The 20087-nt window shown below is 67.3% G+C and carries 21 protein-coding genes; 13 read left to right on the forward strand and 8 right to left on the reverse strand.

From position 1 onward, the window contains the following. The first annotated feature begins 17 nt into the window (after positions 1-17). Positions 18-2165, forward strand: coding sequence for a heavy metal translocating P-type ATPase (locus ACOI2T_RS03615; protein ID WP_409502760.1), 2148 nt, complete (start codon positions 18-20; stop codon positions 2163-2165). Here ACOI2T_RS03615 and ACOI2T_RS03620 read toward each other — a convergent pair. After that, complete coding sequence (locus ACOI2T_RS03620; protein WP_409502668.1) at positions 2095-2784, reverse strand: class I SAM-dependent methyltransferase; 690 nt, start codon at positions 2782-2784, stop codon at positions 2095-2097. The genes ACOI2T_RS03615 and ACOI2T_RS03620 overlap by 71 nt on opposite strands. Positions 2785-2904: 120 nt before the next feature. Here ACOI2T_RS03620 and ACOI2T_RS03625 point away from each other — a divergent pair, with 120 nt between their 5' ends. The 3 genes from ACOI2T_RS03625 to ACOI2T_RS03635 all read left to right on the forward strand — a co-directional run bounded on the left by ACOI2T_RS03625 (position 2905) and on the right by ACOI2T_RS03635 (position 4216). Then, positions 2905-3306 (forward strand): ArsR/SmtB family transcription factor, encoded by a 402-nt coding sequence (locus tag ACOI2T_RS03625; RefSeq protein WP_409502669.1) that lies wholly within the window; start codon positions 2905-2907, stop codon positions 3304-3306. Continuing rightward, positions 3303-3767: a Fur family transcriptional regulator gene (locus ACOI2T_RS03630; RefSeq protein WP_085143337.1), complete on the forward strand. Its 465-nt coding sequence runs from the start codon at positions 3303-3305 to the stop codon at positions 3765-3767. The genes ACOI2T_RS03625 and ACOI2T_RS03630 overlap by 4 nt, the downstream gene beginning before the upstream one ends. Before the next feature lie 110 nt (positions 3768-3877). Beyond that, the gene (locus ACOI2T_RS03635) at positions 3878-4216 is read left to right on the forward strand and encodes an ArsR/SmtB family transcription factor (RefSeq protein ID WP_409502670.1); all 339 of its coding nucleotides are present in this window, start codon (positions 3878-3880) and stop codon (positions 4214-4216) included. Here ACOI2T_RS03635 and ACOI2T_RS03640 read toward each other — a convergent pair. From ACOI2T_RS03640 to aztA, 3 genes are read right to left on the reverse strand one after another with little or no spacing between them, the layout of a single operon-like run. Beyond that, positions 4201-4971 (reverse strand): LamB/YcsF family protein, encoded by a 771-nt coding sequence (locus tag ACOI2T_RS03640; RefSeq protein ID WP_409502671.1) that lies wholly within the window; start codon positions 4969-4971, stop codon positions 4201-4203. The genes ACOI2T_RS03635 and ACOI2T_RS03640 overlap by 16 nt on opposite strands. Then, positions 4971-5618 carry a 5,6-dimethylbenzimidazole synthase gene (bluB, locus tag ACOI2T_RS03645; RefSeq protein WP_409502672.1) on the reverse strand — a complete coding sequence of 216 codons (648 nt, stop codon included), beginning with the start codon at positions 5616-5618 and terminating at the stop codon, positions 4971-4973. The genes ACOI2T_RS03640 and bluB overlap by 1 nt, the downstream gene beginning before the upstream one ends. Continuing rightward, complete coding sequence (gene aztA, locus ACOI2T_RS03650; protein WP_409502673.1) at positions 5551-6255, reverse strand: zinc ABC transporter ATP-binding protein AztA; 705 nt, start codon at positions 6253-6255, stop codon at positions 5551-5553. The genes bluB and aztA overlap by 68 nt, the downstream gene beginning before the upstream one ends. Positions 6256-6303: 48 nt before the next feature. Between aztA and aztB the strand changes: the two genes are divergently transcribed. The 4 genes from aztB to aztD are packed head-to-tail and all read left to right on the forward strand — an operon-like array spanning position 6304 to position 10383. After that, on the forward strand, positions 6304-7131 hold the full coding sequence (gene aztB, locus ACOI2T_RS03655; RefSeq protein ID WP_409502674.1) for a zinc ABC transporter permease AztB: 828 nt from the start codon (positions 6304-6306) through the stop codon (positions 7129-7131). Further along, the gene (locus tag ACOI2T_RS03660) at positions 7128-8294 is read left to right on the forward strand and encodes an ABC transporter (protein WP_409502675.1); all 1167 of its coding nucleotides are present in this window, start codon (positions 7128-7130) and stop codon (positions 8292-8294) included. Before aztB ends, ACOI2T_RS03660 begins: the two co-directional genes overlap by 4 nt. After that, entirely contained in the window at positions 8291-9199 is a 909-nt protein-coding gene (gene aztC / locus ACOI2T_RS03665) for a zinc ABC transporter substrate-binding protein AztC (protein WP_409502676.1), read from the forward strand. Before ACOI2T_RS03660 ends, aztC begins: the two co-directional genes overlap by 4 nt. A 17-nt stretch (positions 9200-9216) precedes the next feature. Further along, entirely contained in the window at positions 9217-10383 is a 1167-nt protein-coding gene (gene aztD, locus ACOI2T_RS03670; protein ID WP_409502677.1) for a zinc metallochaperone AztD, read from the forward strand. Positions 10384-10464: 81 nt separating this feature from the next. On the opposite strand, the gene ACOI2T_RS03675 is transcribed toward aztD, so the two are convergent. Beyond that, positions 10465-11601: a GTP-binding protein gene (locus tag ACOI2T_RS03675; protein ID WP_409502678.1), complete on the reverse strand. Its 1137-nt coding sequence runs from the start codon at positions 11599-11601 to the stop codon at positions 10465-10467. Between the two features lie 83 nt (positions 11602-11684). Between ACOI2T_RS03675 and ACOI2T_RS03680 the strand changes: the two genes are divergently transcribed. The 4 genes from ACOI2T_RS03680 to ACOI2T_RS03695 are packed head-to-tail and all read left to right on the forward strand — an operon-like array spanning position 11685 to position 15421. Next, positions 11685-12662 (forward strand): metal ABC transporter solute-binding protein, Zn/Mn family, encoded by a 978-nt coding sequence (locus ACOI2T_RS03680; RefSeq protein WP_409502761.1) that lies wholly within the window; start codon positions 11685-11687, stop codon positions 12660-12662. Next, the gene (locus ACOI2T_RS03685; RefSeq protein ID WP_409502679.1) at positions 12649-13434 is read left to right on the forward strand and encodes a metal ABC transporter ATP-binding protein; all 786 of its coding nucleotides are present in this window, start codon (positions 12649-12651) and stop codon (positions 13432-13434) included. Before ACOI2T_RS03680 ends, ACOI2T_RS03685 begins: the two co-directional genes overlap by 14 nt. Further along, complete coding sequence (locus ACOI2T_RS03690; protein ID WP_409502762.1) at positions 13434-14309, forward strand: metal ABC transporter permease; 876 nt, start codon at positions 13434-13436, stop codon at positions 14307-14309. Before ACOI2T_RS03685 ends, ACOI2T_RS03690 begins: the two co-directional genes overlap by 1 nt. Positions 14310-14320: 11 nt before the next feature. Then, on the forward strand, positions 14321-15421 hold the full coding sequence (locus tag ACOI2T_RS03695) for an Rv3575c family transcriptional regulator (protein ID WP_067850494.1): 1101 nt from the start codon (positions 14321-14323) through the stop codon (positions 15419-15421). Here ACOI2T_RS03695 and ACOI2T_RS03700 read toward each other — a convergent pair. The 3 genes from ACOI2T_RS03700 to kstR are packed head-to-tail and all read right to left on the reverse strand — an operon-like array spanning position 15418 to position 17786. Further along, positions 15418-16356: a phosphotransferase gene (locus tag ACOI2T_RS03700; RefSeq protein ID WP_409502680.1), complete on the reverse strand. Its 939-nt coding sequence runs from the start codon at positions 16354-16356 to the stop codon at positions 15418-15420. The genes ACOI2T_RS03695 and ACOI2T_RS03700 overlap by 4 nt on opposite strands. Beyond that, positions 16350-17105: a trehalose-phosphatase gene (gene otsB / locus ACOI2T_RS03705; RefSeq protein WP_409502681.1), complete on the reverse strand. Its 756-nt coding sequence runs from the start codon at positions 17103-17105 to the stop codon at positions 16350-16352. Before otsB ends, ACOI2T_RS03700 begins: the two co-directional genes overlap by 7 nt. A 3-nt stretch (positions 17106-17108) precedes the next feature. Beyond that, on the reverse strand, positions 17109-17786 hold the full coding sequence (gene kstR, locus ACOI2T_RS03710) for a cholesterol catabolism transcriptional regulator KstR (RefSeq protein ID WP_085143349.1): 678 nt from the start codon (positions 17784-17786) through the stop codon (positions 17109-17111). A gap of 198 nt (positions 17787-17984) precedes the next feature. Here kstR and ACOI2T_RS03715 point away from each other — a divergent pair, with 198 nt between their 5' ends. Further along, on the forward strand, positions 17985-20087 hold the full coding sequence (locus ACOI2T_RS03715; protein ID WP_409502682.1) for an acyl-CoA dehydrogenase family protein: 2103 nt from the start codon (positions 17985-17987) through the stop codon (positions 20085-20087).

Below are 20087 nucleotides of genomic sequence, written 5' to 3' on the forward strand. Positions count from 1 at the left end.
CCGATGCCGCGGGCCGGATGCGTGTGCGCGCTCCGTGGTTGCGCGGCGATGCGGTGCGGGCGGTTGCGGTCGAGGACGCCGTCGACCAGGTAGCGGGCGTGCGTGCGGTACACGCCTTTCCGCGCACCGCATCGGTGGTGGTGTGGTACTCGCCGAAGCGCTGCGATCGTGACGCGGTGCTGTCTGCCATCACGACGGCTGCCGAGGTGGCGCGACACCTGGTGCCCGTGCGTACGCCGCGCTCCGCCGACGTCCACAACGCCGACATCGTCCGGATGGCGATCGGTGCTATCGCCTTGGCATTACTGGGTATTCGCCGTTACGGGTTCGCACGTCCCCCGCTGCTCGGGCCGACCAGCCGCACCTTCGCCACGGGGGCAACCATAATCACCGGCTATCCGTTCCTGCGTGGGGCGTTGCGCACTCTCGCCGGTCGCCGCGCCGCCGGAACCGATGTGCTGGTGTCGGCGGCGACGGTGGCCAGCTTGGTGCTGCGGGAAAACGTCGTGGCACTCACGGTTCTGTGGTTGCTCAACATCGGCGAATACCTTCAGGACCTGACGTTGCGGCGAACCCGTCGCGCCATCGCCAACCTGCTGCAGGGCACGCAGGACACGGTATGGCTGCGGATGTCCGATGGGACCGAGGTCGAGGTCGGCGTCGACACTGTGCGCATCGGCGATGAGGTGGTCGTCCACGAGCAAGTGGCGCTCGCGGTCGACGGTGTGGTCAGTCAAGGCGAGGCGATCGTCGACCAGTCTGCGATCACCGGGGAGAACCTACCGGTCGCAGTGACGGCCGGTAGCAAGGTGTTCGCCGGGTCGGTCGTGGTTCGTGGTGAGCTCGTGGTCAGGGCAGAAGCGGTGGGGCGGCACACGACGATCGGCCGGATCATCACCCGCGTTGAAGAGGCGCAACAGGATCGTGCACCCATCCAGACGGTCGGCGAGAACTTCTCGCGACGCTTCGTCCCTGCCTCGTTCCTGCTTTCGGCCGCGACACTCGTCGTGACGCGGGATGTGCGGCGGGCGATGACGATGCTGCTGGTGGCCTGCCCGTGCGCCGTGGGGCTGGCGACACCGACGGCGATCAGTGCCGCGATCGGCAACGGCGCGCGCCGCGGCATCCTGATCAAGGGCGGTTCGCATCTGGAGCAAGCCGGCCGGGTTGACGCGGTGGTGTTCGACAAGACGGGCACGTTGACGATCGGCCGTCCGATCGTCACCAACGTCGTTGCCTTCCACAAGGATTGGGAGCCCGAGCAAGTTCTGGCCTATGCCGCCAGCTCGGAGATCCACGCTCGTCATCCGCTGGCCGAGGCGGTGATCCGGTCGACGCAGGAACGCCACATCGTGATACCGCCGCACGAGGAGTGCGAAGTCCTCGTCGGGTTGGGAATGCGCACCAGGGCCGACGGTCGAACACTTCTGCTGGGAAGTCCGTCGCTGCTGAGCAAGGAAAAAGTGCGGGTGACCAAGCGTGCCTCGGAATGGGTGGACAAGCTGCGCAAGCGTGCGGAGACGCCGCTGCTGCTCGCGGTCGACGGCAAGCTGATCGGCCTCATCAGCCTTCGAGATGAGGTCAGGCCAGAGGCTTTCGAGGTGTTGAATGCCCTGCGTGCGACGGGCGTGCGCCGCATGGTGATGTTGACCGGAGATCACCCGGACGCCGCGGCCGCCGTCGCAGAGGAACTCGGAATCACCGAGTGGCGTGCCGAGGTGATGCCAGAGGACAAACTCGCAGTGGTACGCGAGCTTCACGACGAGGGGCACACCGTCGCAGTCATCGGCGATGGTGTGAACGATGCACCGGCGCTCGCAGCAGCCGACATCGGTATCGCGATGGGTCTGGGCGGCACCGACGTCGCAGTCGAAACCGCTGATGTCGCGCTGGCGAGCGACGATCTACGACGGCTGCTCGACGTGCGCGACCTCGGGGGCCGTGCCGTGGATGTGATCCAGCAGAACTATGCGATGTCCATCGCGGTGAACGCCATCGGCCTGGCCGTCGGGGCTGCCGGCGCGCTGTCGCCGGTGCTCGCCGCAGTACTCCACAACGCGTCCTCGGTTGCGGTGGTGGCCAACAGTGCTCGCCTCATCCGGTATGAGTTGACCGCGGCTGAGCCGGACGGCGGCGCACGGCGATCACGTGGTCTGTCACCGTAGCGACCTGCCCTTGCGGGCCGGTGGCCACCTTCTCGATCGCGGCCACGCGGAGCCGATCCCACAGACCGTCATCGAGTTTCAGCGAGTCCAGAACCTCATCGGGTGACAAGAACCGATGCTCGGGGATATCCCATGACCACGGTGCCGCCGAGCCATGGTCGACGATCAGCAGAATTCCGCCCGGACCGACGGCCTCGGCGGCACGCCGCAGGATCTGCGGGCGTTGCAGCCGCACCGGGGAATGCAGATACTGCGCCGACACGAGGTCGAACGTGCCTGCCGGGAAGCTTTCGCTGAGGTCATGGCGCTGAAAGTCGATCAGACCGTCGACGTGAAGTTCCCGCGCGCGGTGTGCGGCGAGTTCGAGGGCGCGGGAGGCGACGTCGACCGCGACGACTTGCCAGCCCCGCTGGGCGAGCCATATCGAGTCGCCGCCTTGGCCACAGCCCAGGTCCAGGGCACGTCCCGCCGACAGGGTCGATGCCAGCTCGGTGAGGTGCAGGTTGACCCGACCACTCCACGACTGGCCGGTGTCTCCATAGACGGTTTCCCAGAACTCCTGCGGATCACCGGCCGGGTCGTAATCCGGTGTGGCGGTTCGGTTCACATTCCCTTGCATGAGTCCATGCTCATGACCGCCGGACCCACGCGCAAGGCGGTTTGCCTCATCGGCAAACGCTGTCTTGCCGGCGCCGCGCAGATGCTTGGCAACGGCAGGTTACTGCCTTAATATCTTCGTATGTCCGAAGATAAGAAGGCATGCAGCTTTGGGCCCGAGAGTGCGTATGTGGATCTGGCCACTGAAGTGTTTCGGTTGCTGTCGGACCCGACGCGGATCAGGATCATCCTTGCGTTGCGCGACCATGGCGAACTGTCGGTGAACCGACTTGCCGAGATCGTGGGAAAGACGCCGACGACCACATCGCAGCATCTGGCGAAACTGAGGTGGGGGCGAATTGTGGGAGTGCGTCAGGATGGGACGCGCATGTTCTATCAGCTCGTCGACGATCGGGCACGGGAACTGGTGGCGCTCGCGGTTTTTCAGGCCGAGCGGGTGTTGGAGGGTAGCTCCGCGCATGAGCGGGCGGGCGTGTCGCCGTCGGTGCCCGGCGAGTTCGCCGACGAGGACAACGAAGCGTGACGGACTCGGTCGGTGCTGCGCACGCCGGATCACCGAGCCGTCGGCGGTGGACGGGAAATCGGCGCGAGCTCCTGGACGTGCTCGGTAGCAGCGAGAACTTCCGCAGCGCACAGCAGATCCACCGCGAGTTACGCCAGCACCGGTCGCTGCCGATCGGGCTGACGACGGTGTATCGCATCCTGCGATCCCTTGTCGATGATGAGATCGCCGAGACGCAGCGCGCCGAAGAGGGAGAGGTTCTCTACCGATTGCGCACGACGAGCGAACATCGCCATTATCTGGTGTGTCGCCGGTGCGGGCGGGCGGTGGGTTTCACGGCGCCGGCATTCGAGGAGCACACGAGCCAGCTCGGCCGACGGTCCGAATACACGGACGTCACGCACTATTTCGACCTTTACGGAGTGTGTCCGAGATGTCGTGACACGCCGTCGGATACCGAGAGCGCCATCGCGCTGAATTGACATCCGCCACCTTATTGAAAATGATTGTCGACAAGCGTCACGCTGCGCGGTAACTTGGCGCAGTGACGAGGTGCGGTTGACGGCGAGGAGGTGCGGGCGTCGAGACGACAGTGTGTGCGCAACCGGACCCTCCGCTGCAGCCGCCGGTCGCCGTTCTCAACGCGGCGGGCGAGCTACTTCGCGTCATATCGGCACCGGTCCGGATTGCGATTGTGTTGCAACTGAACGGTTCTCCCCGCTGTGTCCATGAGCTCGTCGACGCACTGCACACCCCGCAGTCACTTGTGAGCCAGCATTTGCGCATTCTCAAGGCGGCCAGGGTGGTAGCCGGTGAACGTGTCGGGCGGGAAGTGAAGTACCGCCTCGTCGACGATCATCTGGCTCGCATCGTGCTCGCGGCGGTCGTCCACGCTGCCGAGGATCCGGCAACCCGCTACGAACCAACGTGAGTGAACGCAGCCAACTCGATCCCGTCTGCGACAAGCCGCTCCCGCACGGTCGTCGCGATCTGCACCGCGCCTGGCGAATCACCGTGTACGCAAATGGATTCCGTGGTGATCGGAATGGTGGTCCCGTCGATCGCGGTCACCTGGCCCGACGTCACCATGCTGCTGACGCGTTCGGCGATCTCGGCGGGATCGTGCAGGACGGATCCCGGTTCGCGGCGTGACACCAGGGTGCCGTCGGGCCGGTAGGCCCGGTCGGCGAAGGCCTCGGGCACCGTGCGCAGGCCACGAGCGGACGCCTCGGCGAAGAACACCGAACTCGACAGGCCGAGCACCGGCAGCCCCGCATCGACCGCCGCCACCGCGGCCGCGACCGCGGCGGCCTGCTCGCGATGGCTGACGATCGTGTTGTACAGCGCCCCATGCGGTTTCACGTAGGCCACGGTCGTACCGGCGGCATGTGCAATCGCCTGCAAGGCGCCGATCTGGTAGATGACGTCGGCGGTCAGATCCTCGGGTGTGATGTCGATGAAGCGTCTGCCGAATCCGGCCAGGTCGCGGTAGCTGACCTGCGCACCCACGGCCACGCCACGCTGCGCCGCGGTCCGGCAGGTGCGCAGCAACAGCGCCGGGTCTCCGGCATGGAAACCGCACGCGACGTTGGCGCTCGTCACCACGCCCAGCATGGCCTCGTCGTCGCCGAGCTGCCACACTCCGAAGCTCTCGCCGAGATCGGCGTTGAGGTCGACGGTGGTCATCAGCCCGGCCAGCCGTTCTCGGATACGAACTCGGGCAGTGGCCGGCCGACGGTCCAGTGCTCGATCTCCAGCACCGGACGGTCCGGGAACTCCGGGACCGGGCCGAGGCACAGGATCGCGACCGGCTCGGCGCCATCCGGCATGTCCAGCAGATGCGCGAGCGGGCGCGGCTCGAATATCGACACCCACCCCATGCCGAGCCCTTCGGCGCGCGCGGCCAGCCACATGTTCTGGATCGCGCACGACACCGAGGCCAGATCCATCTGCGGCAGCGTGCGGCGGCCGAAGACGTGGCGCTCCCGATCCTCACCGAGTGCGACGACGAACAGTTCCGCGCAGTCGAGGATGCCCTCGACCTTGAGCGCCAGGAACTCGTCACCGCGCGGGCCGAGCGCCTCCGCGGTGTGGGCGCGTTCCTCGTCGACGAGCGCGTGGATCTTGGTGCGCAGCGCGGCGTCCGTGACGCGAATGAACCGCCACGGCTGCATCAGGCCGACACTCGGCGCGGCGTGCGCGGCCTGCAGCAACCGGCCGAGGACGTCGGCGGGAACCGTGCTGTCGGGCACGAATCGGCGCATGTCACGGCGCTCGGTTATGGCCCGGTAGACGGCCTGCCGTTCGGCGGGGCTGAAGGCATGTCGAGGCACAGCCTGAGCCTATCGCCGCCGCGAAGGCGGTCAGGTCGATGTGGTGGTCGAAGCGGGCGTGCGCATCCGGATCGTGCGTCGCGGCGACGACGGTGGTGCCCGACGCGGCCAGCCGCTGAAGGTGGCGGTAGACCGTTTCGGCGCTGTCGGCATCGAGGCCCGCGGTCGGTTCGTCGAGCAGCAGGATGGGTGCTTGCTGGGCGAACGCCTGGGCGAGCAGCGTGCGCTGACGCTGCCCGCCGGACAACTCGCCCAGCCTGCGGTGGCGAAGCCCATCGAGTGCGAGTTCGTCGATCCAGTAGTCGACGATGTCGCGATCGGTCCGCGTCGGGCGGCGCAGCAGGCCGAGCCTGCGCCAGCGCCCCATCGCGACCACCTCGCCGACCGTGATGGGAAACGTCTGTGCGACCTGGTCGCGCTGCACGGCCAACGCGATGTCGTCGGCCCCGGCCAGGTCGACCGAGCCGTGTTGGGGGCGTAGCAATCCGGCGATCAGGCCCAGCAACGTGGATTTGCCGGATCCGTTGGGCCCGGCGATGGCGGTGGTTGCGCCGCCGGCGAACTCGACCGTGAGATCGGTGAACACCTGAGTTCGGTTGTAGCCGAACGTCACTCGGTTCAGCCGGATGGAATGCAAGCCAACTCCTTGTTGAAAATGGTTTTCATTGATGATAAGAGTTTAGCCGTGCTGAACTGGTTGGGTGCACCGTTCGGCTCCGAGGTCGTCGTGCGTGCGGCGATCGCGGGGTCCGCGGTGGCGTTGATGTGTGCGATCGTCGGCACGTGGGTCGTGTTGCGCGGCTCGGTGTTCCTCGGCGACGCGATGTCGCACGGGATGCTCCCGGGCGTCGCGCTGGCCTCGGCGGTCGGCGGGAATCTGTTCGTCGGCGCGCTGATCGCCGCGCTCGCCATGGCTTACGGTGTTGCGGCGCTGAGCCGTTCGTCCAGGTTCTCCTCGGACACCAGCATCGGTCTGCTGCTGGTCGGCATGCTGGCCGTCGGCGTCATCGTGGTGTCGCACTCCAGCACGTACGCCGTTGACCTGACCGCCTTCCTGTTCGGTGATGTGCTGGGCGTGCGGCCACGCGACATCGCGGTGCTCGGCGCTGCGCTGGCCTTCATCGCCGCGGTCGCATTCGTCGGCCGTCGGGCCTTCGTCGCGGCGACGTTCGACGTCCGCAAGGCGGCCACCCTGCGGCTCAACCCACGGCTCGCCGCAATCGCGCTCACCGTCCTGATCGCCGTCGCGATCGTCGCGTCGTTCCACGTCGTCGGCACGCTGCTGGTGCTGGGTCTGCTCGTGGCCCCGCCGGCAGCGGCGACGCTGTGGGCCCACTCGATCGGCCGGATCATGGTGCTGGCCGCCGGCATCGGTGTGGTGTCGGTGTGGCTCGGCCTGCTGGTGTCCTGGCACGCCGCCACCGCGGGCGGGGCCAGCATCGCCGCCGTCGCGGTCGGAATGTTCTTCTGCTCGGTGATCGCCGCAGCGGTCTTTCAGCGGGTGACGGCATGAGGGCGGTCCTGGCGCTGATGATGGGCGTCCTGCTGCTCGCCGGTTGCGGATCACCGGAAACCCGCACTGCGTCAACGACTTCGGCGGCGCACGACGACACCGGAATCGACGCCCAAGAGAGCAAGGATCCGGTGACGCGGCTGGTGTTGGTCGAACCGGACACCGGTGCCACCGTGGTGTTCGACGCCGCCGAGGAGACCGAGACCGCACTGGGCGAGTTCGGCAGGACCGACGGCATCAGCGGCGACGGACGGTTCGCCTACCTGCGCGGTGCGGACGCGACCACCGTCGTCGACGGCGGTTCGTGGACGTTCGACCACGGCGACCATTCGCACTACTACGTCGAACCGGCAGGTCTCGCAGGTCACCTCGACGGCCGGTTCGCCGATGCCGTCGGTCAGCGCACCCTCACCGTGCTGCGCCGCGACGACGGCACCGTCGACGTGCTCGATCGCGACGCACTCGGTGAGCATCGGGTGACCACGGTCGACGGATTCGGCCCGCTGCGTGATATTGCCGAGATCGCTCCGCTCGGAGAGGAACTCGTGACGGTGACCCGTGCCGGTGTCATCAGTGCCGTGGGTACCGACGGCACGGCGCAGCCCCTCGGGCAGTGTCCCGACGCCACGGGCGCCTCGATGGTCGGCGGCGCGCTGGTCTTCGGCTGCGCCGACGGCGCCGTGCGGATCGCGAAACGAGCCGGGAAACTGACGGCCGACCCGATGCCGTTCGGAAATGCGCATCCTGCAACGAAACTCGGTCGGTTGTCGTACCGGTACGGTGGCAGCACCTTGGCTGCCGTGACCGCAGACGAGGTGTGGGTGCTCGACGGGCGGCGCGGTGCCTGGGCGTCGGTGCGGGTGCCCGGTGCGATCGCGGCCAACGCGGTCTCGGGAGATTCGGTCCTGGTACTCACCGCCGACGGTGAACTGCGCCAGTTCGATACGAAAACCGGTACGCAAACGGCAACTGTCCCGCTTTTCAGTGGCCCGGTGCCATCCGCTGGGCCCAGCCCGGTAATCGAGGTCGACGCCGACCGGGCATACATCAACGATGCCGCGGCGCGGGTGGTCTACGAGGTCGATTACGGGGACGGGCTCAGGTTGGCGCGAACTTTGAAAACGTCCATCGCGCCGGGATTCATGGTGGAGACCGGGCGATGATCCGGCGATGGATGACGGTCGCGATATGTCTGTTCGCGTTCCTGCTGGGGGCCTGCAGCACGCCGGACTCAGCGGGCGGGCGTCCGGAAATCGCCGTCACCACAACCATTCTCGGGGATGTCGTGCGGCAGGTCGTCGGAGAAGCTGCCGACGTGAAAGTGCTGATGAAGCCCAACGCCGATCCGCATTCATCAAGCCTGTCGGCGGCGGACGCGGCTCAGCTCAACAGTTCGGATCTGATCGTCTACAACGGCCTTGGCCTCGAAGAGTCCATGCAGCGCCATGTCGACGCGGCAGCCGAGAACGGTGTCCCCACGTTGGCGGTCGGTGAACACGTCGAACCGCTGCAGTTCTCGGAATCCGAACACAGCGGCCCCGACCCGCATTTCTGGACCGATCCGCAGCGCATGGTGCTTGCGGTCGATGCAATAGCCGACCGCGTTGCCGAGCTGCCCGGAATCGACGGTGCGGCAATCACCGCCAACGCGGCGCGGTACCGCGACGAACTCACCGCGCTGTCGGACTCGATGACCGAACAGTTCGCGGCGATTCCCGCCGAGCGGCGCAAGCTCGTCACCAACCACCACGTGCTGGGCTACCTGGCAGACCGCTTCGGCTTCACGGTGATCGGCGCGGTCATCCCCAGCGGCACCACGCTCGCGTCGCCGAGCGCATCGGATCTCGAGTCGCTGGCCGGCGCGATCCGCACCGCGGGAGTACCGGCGATCTTCGTCGACTCATCGCAGCCCGACCGCCTGGCGCGCGTCCTCGCCGAACAGGCCGGCATGCAGGTCAACGTCGTATCGCTCTACAGCGAATCGCTGAGCGAACCGGGCAGCCCGGCCGACACGTACCTCGGCATGATGCGCGCCAACACCGAAACCATTGTCAAACAACTGAATTGACCGATCAAGGAGAACGGATGCAAAAACCACTCGCCGCAGTCGGCGGACTCTTTCTCGCCGCGGCGCTGGCCGGGTGCGGAAGCGGCGGCCAAACCGACGCCGCCGACGCGCCCAGTGAGCCGATCGTCGAGCCGCTCGTGGTCACCTACGACGGTGGCCTGTACGTGCTCGACGGTGACAACCTCGAGGTCAAGTCGACGATCCCGTTGGAAGGATTCCTGCGCGTCAACCCGGCCGGTGACGACGCACACGTGCTGGTGTCGACCGACCAGGGCTTCCGGGTGCTCGACGCGTCGGCAGGCCAACTGACCGACACCACGTTCGAGGCGAGCGAGCCCGGCCACGTCGTACCGCACGGCGAGCGCACCGCGTTGTTCGCCGACGGATCGGGCGACATCACCGTGTTCGACCCCCACGAGCTGGAGGGTGGCAAGCCCGAGACCCAGACACTCAAGTCGACCAAGCCGCATCACGGGGTGGCGGTCGTGCTGTCCGACGGCAGCTGGGTGCGCAGTGAGGGAGACCCCGATGAGCGCACGGGCGCCGTGGCCTTCGATTCCGGACAGGCCGAGATCGCGCGCAACACCGAGTGCCCCGGCTTGCACGGAGAAACGGTCGTCGAGGGGGAAACCGTCGTACTCGGTTGCGAGAACGGGGTGTTGACGTACTCGGACCGCGCGTTCACGAAGATCGCGGCACCGGGTGAGTACGGCAGGGTGGGCAACCTGCGCGGGCATGAGGAGTCGCCGGTGGCGCTCGGCGACTTCAAGGTCGATCCCGACGCGGAGCTGGAACGGCCCAACCAGTTCGCGCTCATCGACACCACCACCAACCAGCTTCGCCTTGTCACGCTGCCGCAGTCGGTCAGCTACTCGTTCCGGTCGCTGGCGCGCGGGCCACATGCCGAAGCGTTGATCCTCGGCACCGATGGCAAGTTGTACGTCATCGACCCGAATACCGGGGATACCACCAAAACCATTGCGGTGACCGAGCAGTGGACCGAACCCGACGACTGGCAGCAGCCCCGGCCGACTGTGTTCACCCGGGGCCACGACGTCTACGTCACCGAGCCGGCGACGAAGGAACTGCATCTCGTCGATGTGGAATCGGGTGAGGTGACGAAGTCGGTGACGTTGGAGCAGACGCCGAACGAGCTCAGTGGCGCGGTCGGCCACGAACACTAGCGTCACAACGTCGAGTGGCCACTTCTGACACGCGTACATCGAAGTCCCGTGTCAAAAGTGGCCATTCGGCGTTGCGCAGCCTCAATGCGAGTGACTGTGCGTGACGTTCCACGCCGGCAGCGGATCGGGGTAGCGCAGCCAGGCCTGTTCTCCCGCAGCGAGCTCCGCGTCGGTCAGCAGCGCTGATTGCAACTGTGCGTCGAGCCGGTCATGGTCGATGCGAATTCCGATGAACACGATCTCCTGGCTCGGTTCGAACTCGGTCGACGACCAGAACTGGGCCGGCTCGATGACCAGGTTGGGGCCGGCCTGCGACCAGATCGCGGCGATCGACGGCCGTGTCGCGATCCAGCAGAAACCCTTGCTGCGCAACAGGCCTCGCACGTTGTCGAGCACCTCGGCCAGGCGGTGCGGATGGAATGGGCGGTCGGCGCGGAACGTCATCGACCCGATGCCGTATTCCTCGGTCTCGGGAGTATGGCCGACGGCGATCTCCTCGTCCCAGCCCGGGGCCTCGGCCGCGGCGATCGGATCGAACCTGCCGGTGTCGAGTACCTCGTCGAGAGCGACCACACCATGGTCGGTGTGGAGCAGCCGAGCCGTGGGATTGAGCCGGCGCACCACGGCTTCGACGGCGCCGAGACGTTCGGCGGTCACCAGATCGGTCTTGTTGAGCAGGATGACGTCGGCGAACTCCACCTGATCCACGAGCAGGTCGGCCACGCTGCGGGCGTCGCCGGGCCCGGCCGTCATCTCGCGTTCGGCGAGCGCCTCACCGCGCGCCAGTTCGGTGAGGAACGTCGATGCGTCGACCACCGTCACGAGTGTGTCCAACCGGGCGAGCGCCCCGAGGCTGAAGCCGTCCTCGAACTCCCAGCTGAACGTCGCCGCGACGGGCATGGGCTCGGAGATTCCGGTCGACTCGATGACGAGCTGGTCGAACCGGTTCTGGCGAGCCAGTGCGCTGACCGCCTCGACCAGATCCTCGCGCAGGGTGCAGCAGATGCAGCCGTTCGTGAGCTCGACGAGTTTCTCCTCGGTGCGGTCGAGGTGGCCTTGCCCCGCGATGAGGGCGGCGTCGATGTTGACCTCGCTCATGTCGTTGACGATCACCGCGACGCGCTTGCCGTCACGGTTGGCGAGGATGTGGTTGAGCAGAGTCGTCTTGCCCGCGCCGAGAAACCCGGAGAGGACGGTGACGGGCAGCAGGTCGGGCATCGCGCTCCTTATCGACAATGATTTTCAATAAGGATCATGCGGATGTGCGTCAAATAATGCAAACGGTTATCGTTATCGGCGTGATGTCGCCCCTCAACCTGCGCACTCTGGCCGCCGGCCTCGTCCTTGTCGCGCCTCTTGCACTCGCCGCCTGCGGCTCCGACGAAACCTCGACCGCCGAGCCGGCCGGCGACTGTCCGACCACCCCGGTCGACGTGGTGGTCAGCGTCGACCAATGGGGCGACATCGTTTCGGAGCTCGGCGGGGCCTGCGCGAAGGTGACGACGGTGCTCGCGGGCTCCTCGGTCGACCCGCACGACTTCGAGCCGTCCCCGTCGGACGCGGCGAAATTCGAGGGTGCCCAGCTCGTGGTGATCAACGGCGGCCACTACGACGAGTGGGCCGCCAAGCTCGCCGAAAGCTCCGCTCCGAACGCCCCGATCGTCGCGGCGATCGAGGACGCCGGGGCCCACGAAGGCGAGACTCACGACCACGGCCATGAGGAAGAGGGCCACGACCATGGCGAGGGGACCAACCCCCACGCCTGGTACAGCCCGGCGGCGGTGACCTCCGTCGCCGATGCCGTGACCGCGAAGCTCGGTGAATTGGCGCCGGACGCAAAGGATTACTTCGCGCAGCGGCGTACGGCGTTCACCGACTCGATGAAGCCGTACAACCAGCTGATCGACGACATCAAGACGAACGCATCCGGCAAGACCTACGCGGCCACCGAGGCGGTGTTCGACGACATGGCCGCCGCGGTCGGACTGGTCAATCGCACGCCGGAGGGCTACCAGGTGGCCTCGTCCAACGAAAGCGACCCGTCGCCTGCCGATCTCGACGCTTTCCTGCGCCTGCTGGCCGACAAGGGTGTCGACGTGTTGATCTACAACACGCAGACCGAGGGCTCGGTGCCGCAGCAGATCCGGTCCGCGGCGGAAGCCGCCGGTGTTCCCGTCGTCGATGTGACGGAAACAGTGGCGCCGGGAACCGATTCGTTCGAGGCTTGGCAGGTGGACCAACTCACCTCGCTCGCCAAGGCCCTTGGTGTCCAGTCGTAACACTGAATCGGAACCCGCGCTGGTCTTCGACGACGTCAGCGTGGTCCGGGGCGGACGCCTGATCTGGTCGGAGGGCACGTTCGAGATCCCGGCAGGCGGAATCGTCGCACTGATCGGTTCCAACGGATCAGGTAAGTCGACGATGCTGCAGGTGGTGCTCGGGCTGTTGCCCGTCGCATCGGGCTCGGTGCGCGTGCTCGGCAGCCGTCCCGGCGAACGCAACGACCTGATCGGTTACGTTCCGCAGGACTATGTCGCCGGTGCCGGGGAGGCCATCCGTGCCCGCGACGCGGTCACCCTCGGCCTCACCGGGCGCCGCTGGGGCTTCAGCCGCACCACCCGCTCCGACAAGGAACGCGTCGCCGAGGCGTTGGAGTGGGTCGAGGCCACGGAGTTCGCCGACATGCGGGTCTCGCAGCTGTCGGGCGGTCAGCGGCAACGCGTGGCGCTGGCGAATGCCCTTGTGGGGCATCCCAAGCTGCTCATCCTCGACGAGCCGCTGGCCGCGCTCGACCTTCGCAACCAGCATGAGATCGTGCAGCTGCTGGCCCGGCTGAACAACGAACTCGGCATCACGATCGTGGTGGTCGCCCACGACCTCAACCCCTTGCTCGCGGTGCTCGACAGCGCCATCTATCTGCTCGACGGGCATGCCCACCACGCCGCGATCGACGAAGTGGTGGATGCTGATCTGCTGACCCACCTGTACGGCACCAAGGTGCAGGTGGCCAACACGTTGCAGGGGCAGATGTACATGAGGAGCGGTGGGTGATGCCGACATACGTGCTCGCCCAGAGCAATCTCGCGCTGGGCTATCAGCACAACTGGTGGCAGATCCTGACGTCGGCCTTCATGCGCAATGCGCTGATCGGCGGCACGCTCGTCGCGCTCGCGGCCGGCTTGATCGGCTACTTCATCATCGTGCGCAACACCGCATTCGCCGCACACGCGCTCGCCCACATCGGCCTGCCCGGAGCCACCGGTGCGGCGCTGCTGGGCCTTCCGGTCGTCCTCGGGCTCGGCGTGTTCTGTATCGGCGGGGCCCTCGTCATCGGCGCCCTGGGGAAGCGGGCCGACGACCGCGAGGTGGCCACGGGAACCGTCCTGGCCCTGGCCACGGGCTTCGGCTTGTTTTTCAACTCGCTGGCGACAAAGAACTCGTCGACGCTGACCAACGTGCTGTTCGGCAACCTCCTCGCGATCACCCACCAGCAGCTGCTGACGTTCACCGCGCTCCTGGTGCTGCTGGCCGCGACGGTTGTGCTGGTCTATCGCCCGTTGCTGTTCGCCTCGGTCAATGCTCAGGTGGCCGAGGCCAAGGGCGTGCCGGTGCGGGCGCTTTCGGTGTTGTTCATGGCGCTGCTCGGGGTTGCGGTGACCATGGCCGTGCAGGCCGTCGGCACCCTGCTGCTGTTCGCCCTCGTCGTCACCCCGGCCGCGACCGCGATCATGCTCACCGCCCAGCCCTTGGCGGCGATGGCGATCTCCACCGGAATCAGCCTGGTCTCGGTGTGGGCGGGGCTCGCGGTGTCCGCGATCTTCAACATGCCGCCGAGCTTCGTCATCGTGACGATCGCATGCGTGTTCTGGCTTGCGGTGTGGGCGGCTCAGCGTGCCACGCGGTCGGCGATGGGATCCATCCACTAGCCTCAGAGAGCATGTCCAGGAGTCCCGACCCGCCTCGTCGGGCCACCCTGGCCTCGTTGGCGGCCGAACTGAAGGTTTCGCGGACCACGATCTCGAACGCGTACAACCGGCCGGATCAGCTTTCGGCCGATCTGCGTGAGCGGATCTTCGACGCCGCCAAGCGGCTCGGCTACCCGGGCCCTGACCCGGTGGCGCGGTCGCTGCGCACCCGTAAGGCCGGCGCCGTGGGGCTGATGATCACCGAACCGCTCAATTACTCCTTCAGCGATCCGGCGGCGCTCGATTTCGTTGCGGGCCTTGCCGAATCATGTGAAGAGGCCGGCCAGGGGCTGCTCTTGGTGGCGGTCGGCCCGAACCGGAGTTTCGAGGACGGCTCGGCGGCGGTGTTGTCGGCCGGGGTCGACGGTTTCGTGGTGTACTCGGCCTCCGACGACGATCCCTATCTGCCTGTCGTGCGGCAGCGGCATCTGCCCGTTGTGGTCGTCGACCAGCCCAAGGATGTGCCCGGGGTGTCCCGGATCGGCATCGACGATCGCGGCGGCATGCGGAAACTGGCCGAGTATGTGCTCGAGCTCGGCCATCGCGACATCGGTCTGCTGACGATGCGGTTGGGTCGAGATTGGCCGCACGGCAGCCCGAAACCCGCGCTGGCGGACCCCGAACGCGTGCTGTCCCCGCACTTCCACGTGCAGCGCGAGCGCATTCACGGTGTGTACGACGCGATGGTGGCGGCCGGCTTGGCACCCGCGTCGCTGACCGTCGTCGAGAGTTACGAGCATCTGCCGACATCGGGTGGGGCGGCCGCCGAGGTGGCGCTGGAAGCCAATCCGCGTATCACCGCGCTGATGTGCACGGCCGACGTACTGGCGCTGTCGGCGATGGATTACCTGCGATCGCGCGGGATCTATGTGCCGGGCCAGATGACGGTCACCGGATTCGACGGCGTGCCGGAGGCGTTGCGGCGTGGCCTCACCACGGTCGTGCAGTCCAGCGTCGAAAAGGGCCGCCGCGCTGGACAGTTGCTGCACAACCCGCCGCGGTCGGGGTTGCCGGTGATCGACGTGCTGGACACCGAGGTCGTGCGCGGGCGCACGTCGGGCCAGCCGGCCTAGAGTTCGGTCACCGGCGGGGTGTCCCGCCAGGCGTCGATCACCGGCGTCAGATGCTCGGTGAGCATGGGCAGTTCCGGTGCCATCGCGAGGGCCGCGATCGTCGCGAGACGTCCTGCGGCCTCCGTGACGCGCAGCACCCGCTCGTCGATCGGACGCAGCCCCAGCTCGGTCGCGGCCGCGTCGTAACTGGCGATGCCTTCGGCGTCGATCATGGCGAGATCGGATTCGACGGCGCCGATCGTGACGAGTTCGAAGTCCGACCACAGTTCGCCGTCGGGCGTGGCGATCATGTTGTAGTACGGCGCGTCACCGTGGATCGGCTGAAGGTCGACACCCGGAAAGGCTGATTCGAAAGCCGCGCGAGACGTCAGCACCGGCGCGAGGACGGCCCACTCCCGCTGTGCCCGTTCGAGGTCGGCGCCGGAGATCAGTTCGGGCAGGCCCTGTAGCTCGGCCAGGCCCTGGGGGATGTAGGTGCCGAACGGCGCCCAGAAGCTGAGCGGTCCGTCGTAGTCGCGCAGCGCCGCGTGCAGTCGTGCGGTCTGTCGCAAGCGGCTGTCCCAATCCGGCTCGGCGTCCGGGAGCTGCTCGACCAACTGCCAGAACGTCATCGAGAACCCGTCGCGCCGAACGGGTTCGCAGGGCACGAGCGGACTCGGCGGTACGACGGGAAGCTCACGGTCGGCGAGCCAACCCGTGACGGCCAACTCCGATTTCTGCTGTGCCGTCTGCCGATCCGGATCTGCGACGAGCGAACGCGGCAGGACCGTGGGCACGCGCGCGACAACGGGAGACGGCGCGAGATGCACGATGACGGAGAACACGTCGTAGAGCACGCGGGGTTCGTCGATGTCGAGTCCGAGTTCGGTTCCTGCGGCGGTCGCGGCGGCGACCGCCCGGGCCGTGCGGTCGGCGAGCTGGTCGGCGGTCAGCACCGTGCGCGGCGGGTTTCCAGCAGGTACTTCAGCGCTGCGGCAACATCTTCTGGCGTCCGGACCCGGTATGCCGCCAGCGTGTCACCCGGCCCGACCTTGACCCCGACATCGCCGTCCCGCATCCGCCGAAACGCCTTCTCGTCGGTGACGTCGTCACCGAAAAACACTACCGCCGAGGCGTTTTCCTGATCACGCAGGATGTCGACAGCCTCGCCCTTGTCGGTCTGGATGACCGCGAACTCGAGGACCGCCTTGCCCTCGGTGAGTTGTGCGGCCCAGGCCGTCGAGGCGTCACGCGCCGCCGCGAGGGCGGCATCGGCGTCGTCGGACGAGGCGTTGCGCACGTGCAGCGCGACACTGGCCGGTTTGGTTTCGACCGTGACACCGGGCCGATCGGCGGCGATCGCGTTCAGCTCGGCGGTGATGCGGTCCAGCAGGTCGCGATCGATGTCATGCGTGAAGCCCGAGGTGAATTCGGCTCCGTGACTGCCGACGAGGTGCACGGTCGGCGGCATCCCGGACAACTCGCGCAGGACCGTCAACGCCCGGCCGGAAATCAGCGCAGCCGCGGTGTCGGGACATTCGGACAGCGCGACAAGCGAATCGGCGGCATCGGCCAACGGGCGGGCGTCGCCGGGATTGTTGACGATCGGTGCGAGGGTGCCGTCGAAGTCGGACGTGACCAAAAGCCGCGTGGCCCCCGCCGCCTCGGACAGAACTTGCAACAGGTCGGCCGGTAGGTCGCTCACCCGCTAGATCTTAGGTTGGTCCTCTGCGCCGATCAGCAGCCGCACGGCGAGGTCGAGTCGCTTGCTCACGTCGGTCGCCGAGGCGCGCCGGGTCAGCCATGCCAACAGGTTGGACAGCCACACGTCGGAGATGACCCTGGCGATGTGGTATTGGTCCTCGGTCGGTTCGCCATCGCTCATCGCGCGCGCGAACATCGAGTCCATCAGCTTGCCGACATGATCGACCTCGCCTGCTGCCGATGCGTCGGCGAACACGAACGCACGCGTCATGGCCTCGGTGAGCAGCGGGTTGCGCTGCATCGCCCGGTTGAGCTTGCCGACCATGAAGTTCAGCCGCTGATACGGCGTACCACCGGCCAGCGACGCGCGGTCGGTCTTGGCGTCGATGCGTTCGAACTCGCGGCCGAGCGCGGAAACCAGCAGGTGCACCTTCGACGGGAAGTAGCGGTACAGCGTGCCGACGGCGACATCGGCGCGCTCGGCGACGGCGCGCATCTGCACCGCCTCGTACCCGCCCTTGGACGCGATGGCCAGCGTGGCGTCGAGGATGCGCTTGCGGCGTTCGCGCTGCGCTTCGGAACCGAGCTCGGACTCGGCGAGGACCGACACGTTCGTCACCTCACGTGGTCGCGTGTCCGAGCCGGTTGGCTCGTCGCGCGCTGGCTGTGACACTCCGGCCATGGGGTTGGCGACTCCTTCTACTGCGTACCTCATCGAAAACGATACGCACGCCGATCTCCTTTTTCTCACCTCCGGGCCGGTAAAGACACGGACGTGTCCTGCTATAACTCGGGTCGACTTGACGGTCGAACACTGTCACCATTAGAACACGTTCTAGTGGGAAGCACGGACTTCTCGCACTACGGCTAGGAGTTGACGGTGTCAGCCACGATTACCGACGAGCAGTTTGCCGCCCGCGAGCTGGTGAGAAGCTGGGCCGCGGCAGCCGGCACGGTGGCCGCGGTACGTGAGATGGAACACGATCCGCAGGCCTGGCGGGCGGCGTACCGGGGCCTCGCCGAACTAGGGATCTTCAGCGTCGCCGTCCCGGAGGACCGCGGCGGCGCCGGCGGCACCGTCGAGGATCTGTGCGCGATGGTCGACGAAGCCGCTGCGGCCCTGGTGCCCGGGCCGGTCGCGACGACGGCGCTGGCCACCCTGCTCGTCACCGATGCCGCGCTGCTGGATGCCCTGATGTCAGGGGAGCGCACCGCGGGCGCGGCGCTCGCCGCGTCGGTCGAGGTCGCCGGCGGCCGGGTGTCGGGAACCGTCGAGCACGTCCTGGGAGCCGACGCGGCAGGCGTGCTGCTGTTGCCGGCAGGAGACCAGGTGTTGTTGGTCGACGCAGGTGCCGAGGGTGTGACCATCGAGCACATCGCGGCAACCGATTTCTCCGTCCCGTTGGCCCGTGTGGTCCTGGACTCGGCGCCCGTCGAGGTGCTCGCGGTGTCGCGGCAGCGATTCGACGACGCCGCGGCGACCGTGTTCGCCGCCGAGGCAGCCGGTCTGGCCAGGTGGACGTTGCACACCGCCACCGAATACGCGAAGGTCCGCGAGCAGTTCGGCAAGCCGATCGGCAGCTTCCAGGCGATCAAGCACATGTGCGCCGAAATGCTGTTGCGGTCCGAGCAGATCTCGGTCGCCGCGGCCGACGCGGCCCGCGCCGCAGGCGAATCCGACGACCCTCAGCTGTCGGTTGCCGCCGCGGTCGCCGCTGCCACCGGTGTCGACGCCGCGAAAGCCAATGCCAAAGACTGCATTCAGGTGCTCGGCGGTATCGGCATCACATGGGAGCACGACGCGCACCTGTATCTCCGGCGCGCATACGGCATCGCGCATTTCCTGGGTGGGCAACGCCGGTGGGTGCGCCGTGTCGCAGGCCTGACGCGGCAGGGTGTGCGCCGTGAGTTGACGATCGATCTGGAGTCGGTCGCGGATCTGCGTCCCGAGATCAGCGCCGCGGTCGCCGAGGTGGCCGCGCAGCCCGTGGAGAAGCGACAGATCGCGCTCGCGGAATCTGGCCTGCAGGCGCCGCATTGGCCGAAGCCCTACGGCCGCAACGCATCACCTGCCGAGCAGTTGCTGATCGACCAGGAGCTCGCCGCGGCGAAGGTCGAGCGCCCCGATCTGGTCATCGGCTGGTGGGCGGTGCCCACGATTCTCGAACACGGCAGCGCGGAGCAGATCGACCGGTTCGTCCCGCCGACCCTGCGCGGTGACCTGGTCTGGTGCCAGCTGTTCTCCGAGCCGGGCGCGGGCTCCGATCTGGCCGCGTTGCGTACCAAAGCCGTTCGTACCGAGGGCGGTTGGAAGCTCACGGGACAGAAGGTGTGGACCTCTGCGGCCCAGAAGGCGCACTGGGGCGTGTGTTTGGCCCGCACCGATGCCGATGCGCCAAAGCACAAGGGCATCACGTACTTCCTCGTCGACATGAAATCGCCGGGCATCGTGATCCGGCCGCTGCGCGAGATCACCGGCGACGAGCTGTTCAACGAAGTGTTCTTCGACGACGTCTTCGTGCCCGACGAGATGGTGGTCGGCACCGTCAACGACGGCTGGCGGTTGGCGCGCACCACGCTGGCCAACGAACGCGTCGCGATGGCAGGCGGTACGGCACTGGGCAATCCGATGGAAGAACTGCTGCGTACCGTCAGCGAGATCGACGTCGACCCGGCCGATGAGGATCGTCTGGGCAGCCTGATCCTCGCGGCTCAGGTGGGTTCACTGCTCGATCAGCGCATCGCACAGCTCGCGGTCGGCGGCCAGGACCCCGGTGCGCAGGCCAGTGCCCGCAAGCTCATCGGCGTGCGCTACCGGCAAGCGCTGTCGGAATTCCGGATGGAGCTGTCCGCGGGCGGCGGTGTGGTGGCCAACCAGGAGGTGCACGACTTCCTCAATACCCGCTGCCTGACGATCGCCGGCGGCACCGAGCAGATCCTGTTGACCCTGGCTGGGGAGCGGTTGCTGGGCCTGCCGCGCTGA

The organism is Mycolicibacterium wolinskyi str. Jessa 2025 (genome assembly GCF_049241375.1).
GTDB classification, from domain to species: Bacteria; Actinomycetota; Actinomycetes; order Mycobacteriales; family Mycobacteriaceae; genus Mycobacterium; species Mycobacterium wolinskyi.

What these genes read in the sequence shown, in the direction of transcription:
- ACOI2T_RS03615 (WP_409502760.1), top strand. Translation starts at nt 18, where the DNA reads ATGCGTGTGCGCGCTCCGTGGTTGCGCGGCGATGCGGTGCGGGCGGTT.
- ACOI2T_RS03620 (WP_409502668.1), bottom strand. Translation starts at nt 2,784, where the DNA reads ATGCAAGGGAATGTGAACCGAACCGCCACACCGGATTACGACCCGGCC.
- ACOI2T_RS03625 (WP_409502669.1), top strand. Translation starts at nt 2,905, where the DNA reads ATGTCCGAAGATAAGAAGGCATGCAGCTTTGGGCCCGAGAGTGCGTAT.
- ACOI2T_RS03640 (WP_409502671.1), bottom strand. Translation starts at nt 4,971, where the DNA reads ATGACCACCGTCGACCTCAACGCCGATCTCGGCGAGAGCTTCGGAGTG.
- ACOI2T_RS03660 (WP_409502675.1), top strand. Translation starts at nt 7,128, where the DNA reads ATGAGGGCGGTCCTGGCGCTGATGATGGGCGTCCTGCTGCTCGCCGGT.
- aztC (WP_409502676.1), top strand. Translation starts at nt 8,291, where the DNA reads ATGATCCGGCGATGGATGACGGTCGCGATATGTCTGTTCGCGTTCCTG.
- aztD (WP_409502677.1), top strand. Translation starts at nt 9,217, where the DNA reads ATGCAAAAACCACTCGCCGCAGTCGGCGGACTCTTTCTCGCCGCGGCG.
- ACOI2T_RS03675 (WP_409502678.1), bottom strand. Translation starts at nt 11,601, where the DNA reads ATGCCCGACCTGCTGCCCGTCACCGTCCTCTCCGGGTTTCTCGGCGCG.
- ACOI2T_RS03680 (WP_409502761.1), top strand. Translation starts at nt 11,685, where the DNA reads ATGTCGCCCCTCAACCTGCGCACTCTGGCCGCCGGCCTCGTCCTTGTC.
- ACOI2T_RS03690 (WP_409502762.1), top strand. Translation starts at nt 13,434, where the DNA reads ATGCCGACATACGTGCTCGCCCAGAGCAATCTCGCGCTGGGCTATCAG.
- ACOI2T_RS03695 (WP_067850494.1), top strand. Translation starts at nt 14,321, where the DNA reads ATGTCCAGGAGTCCCGACCCGCCTCGTCGGGCCACCCTGGCCTCGTTG.
- kstR (WP_085143349.1), bottom strand. Translation starts at nt 17,786, where the DNA reads ATGGCCGGAGTGTCACAGCCAGCGCGCGACGAGCCAACCGGCTCGGAC.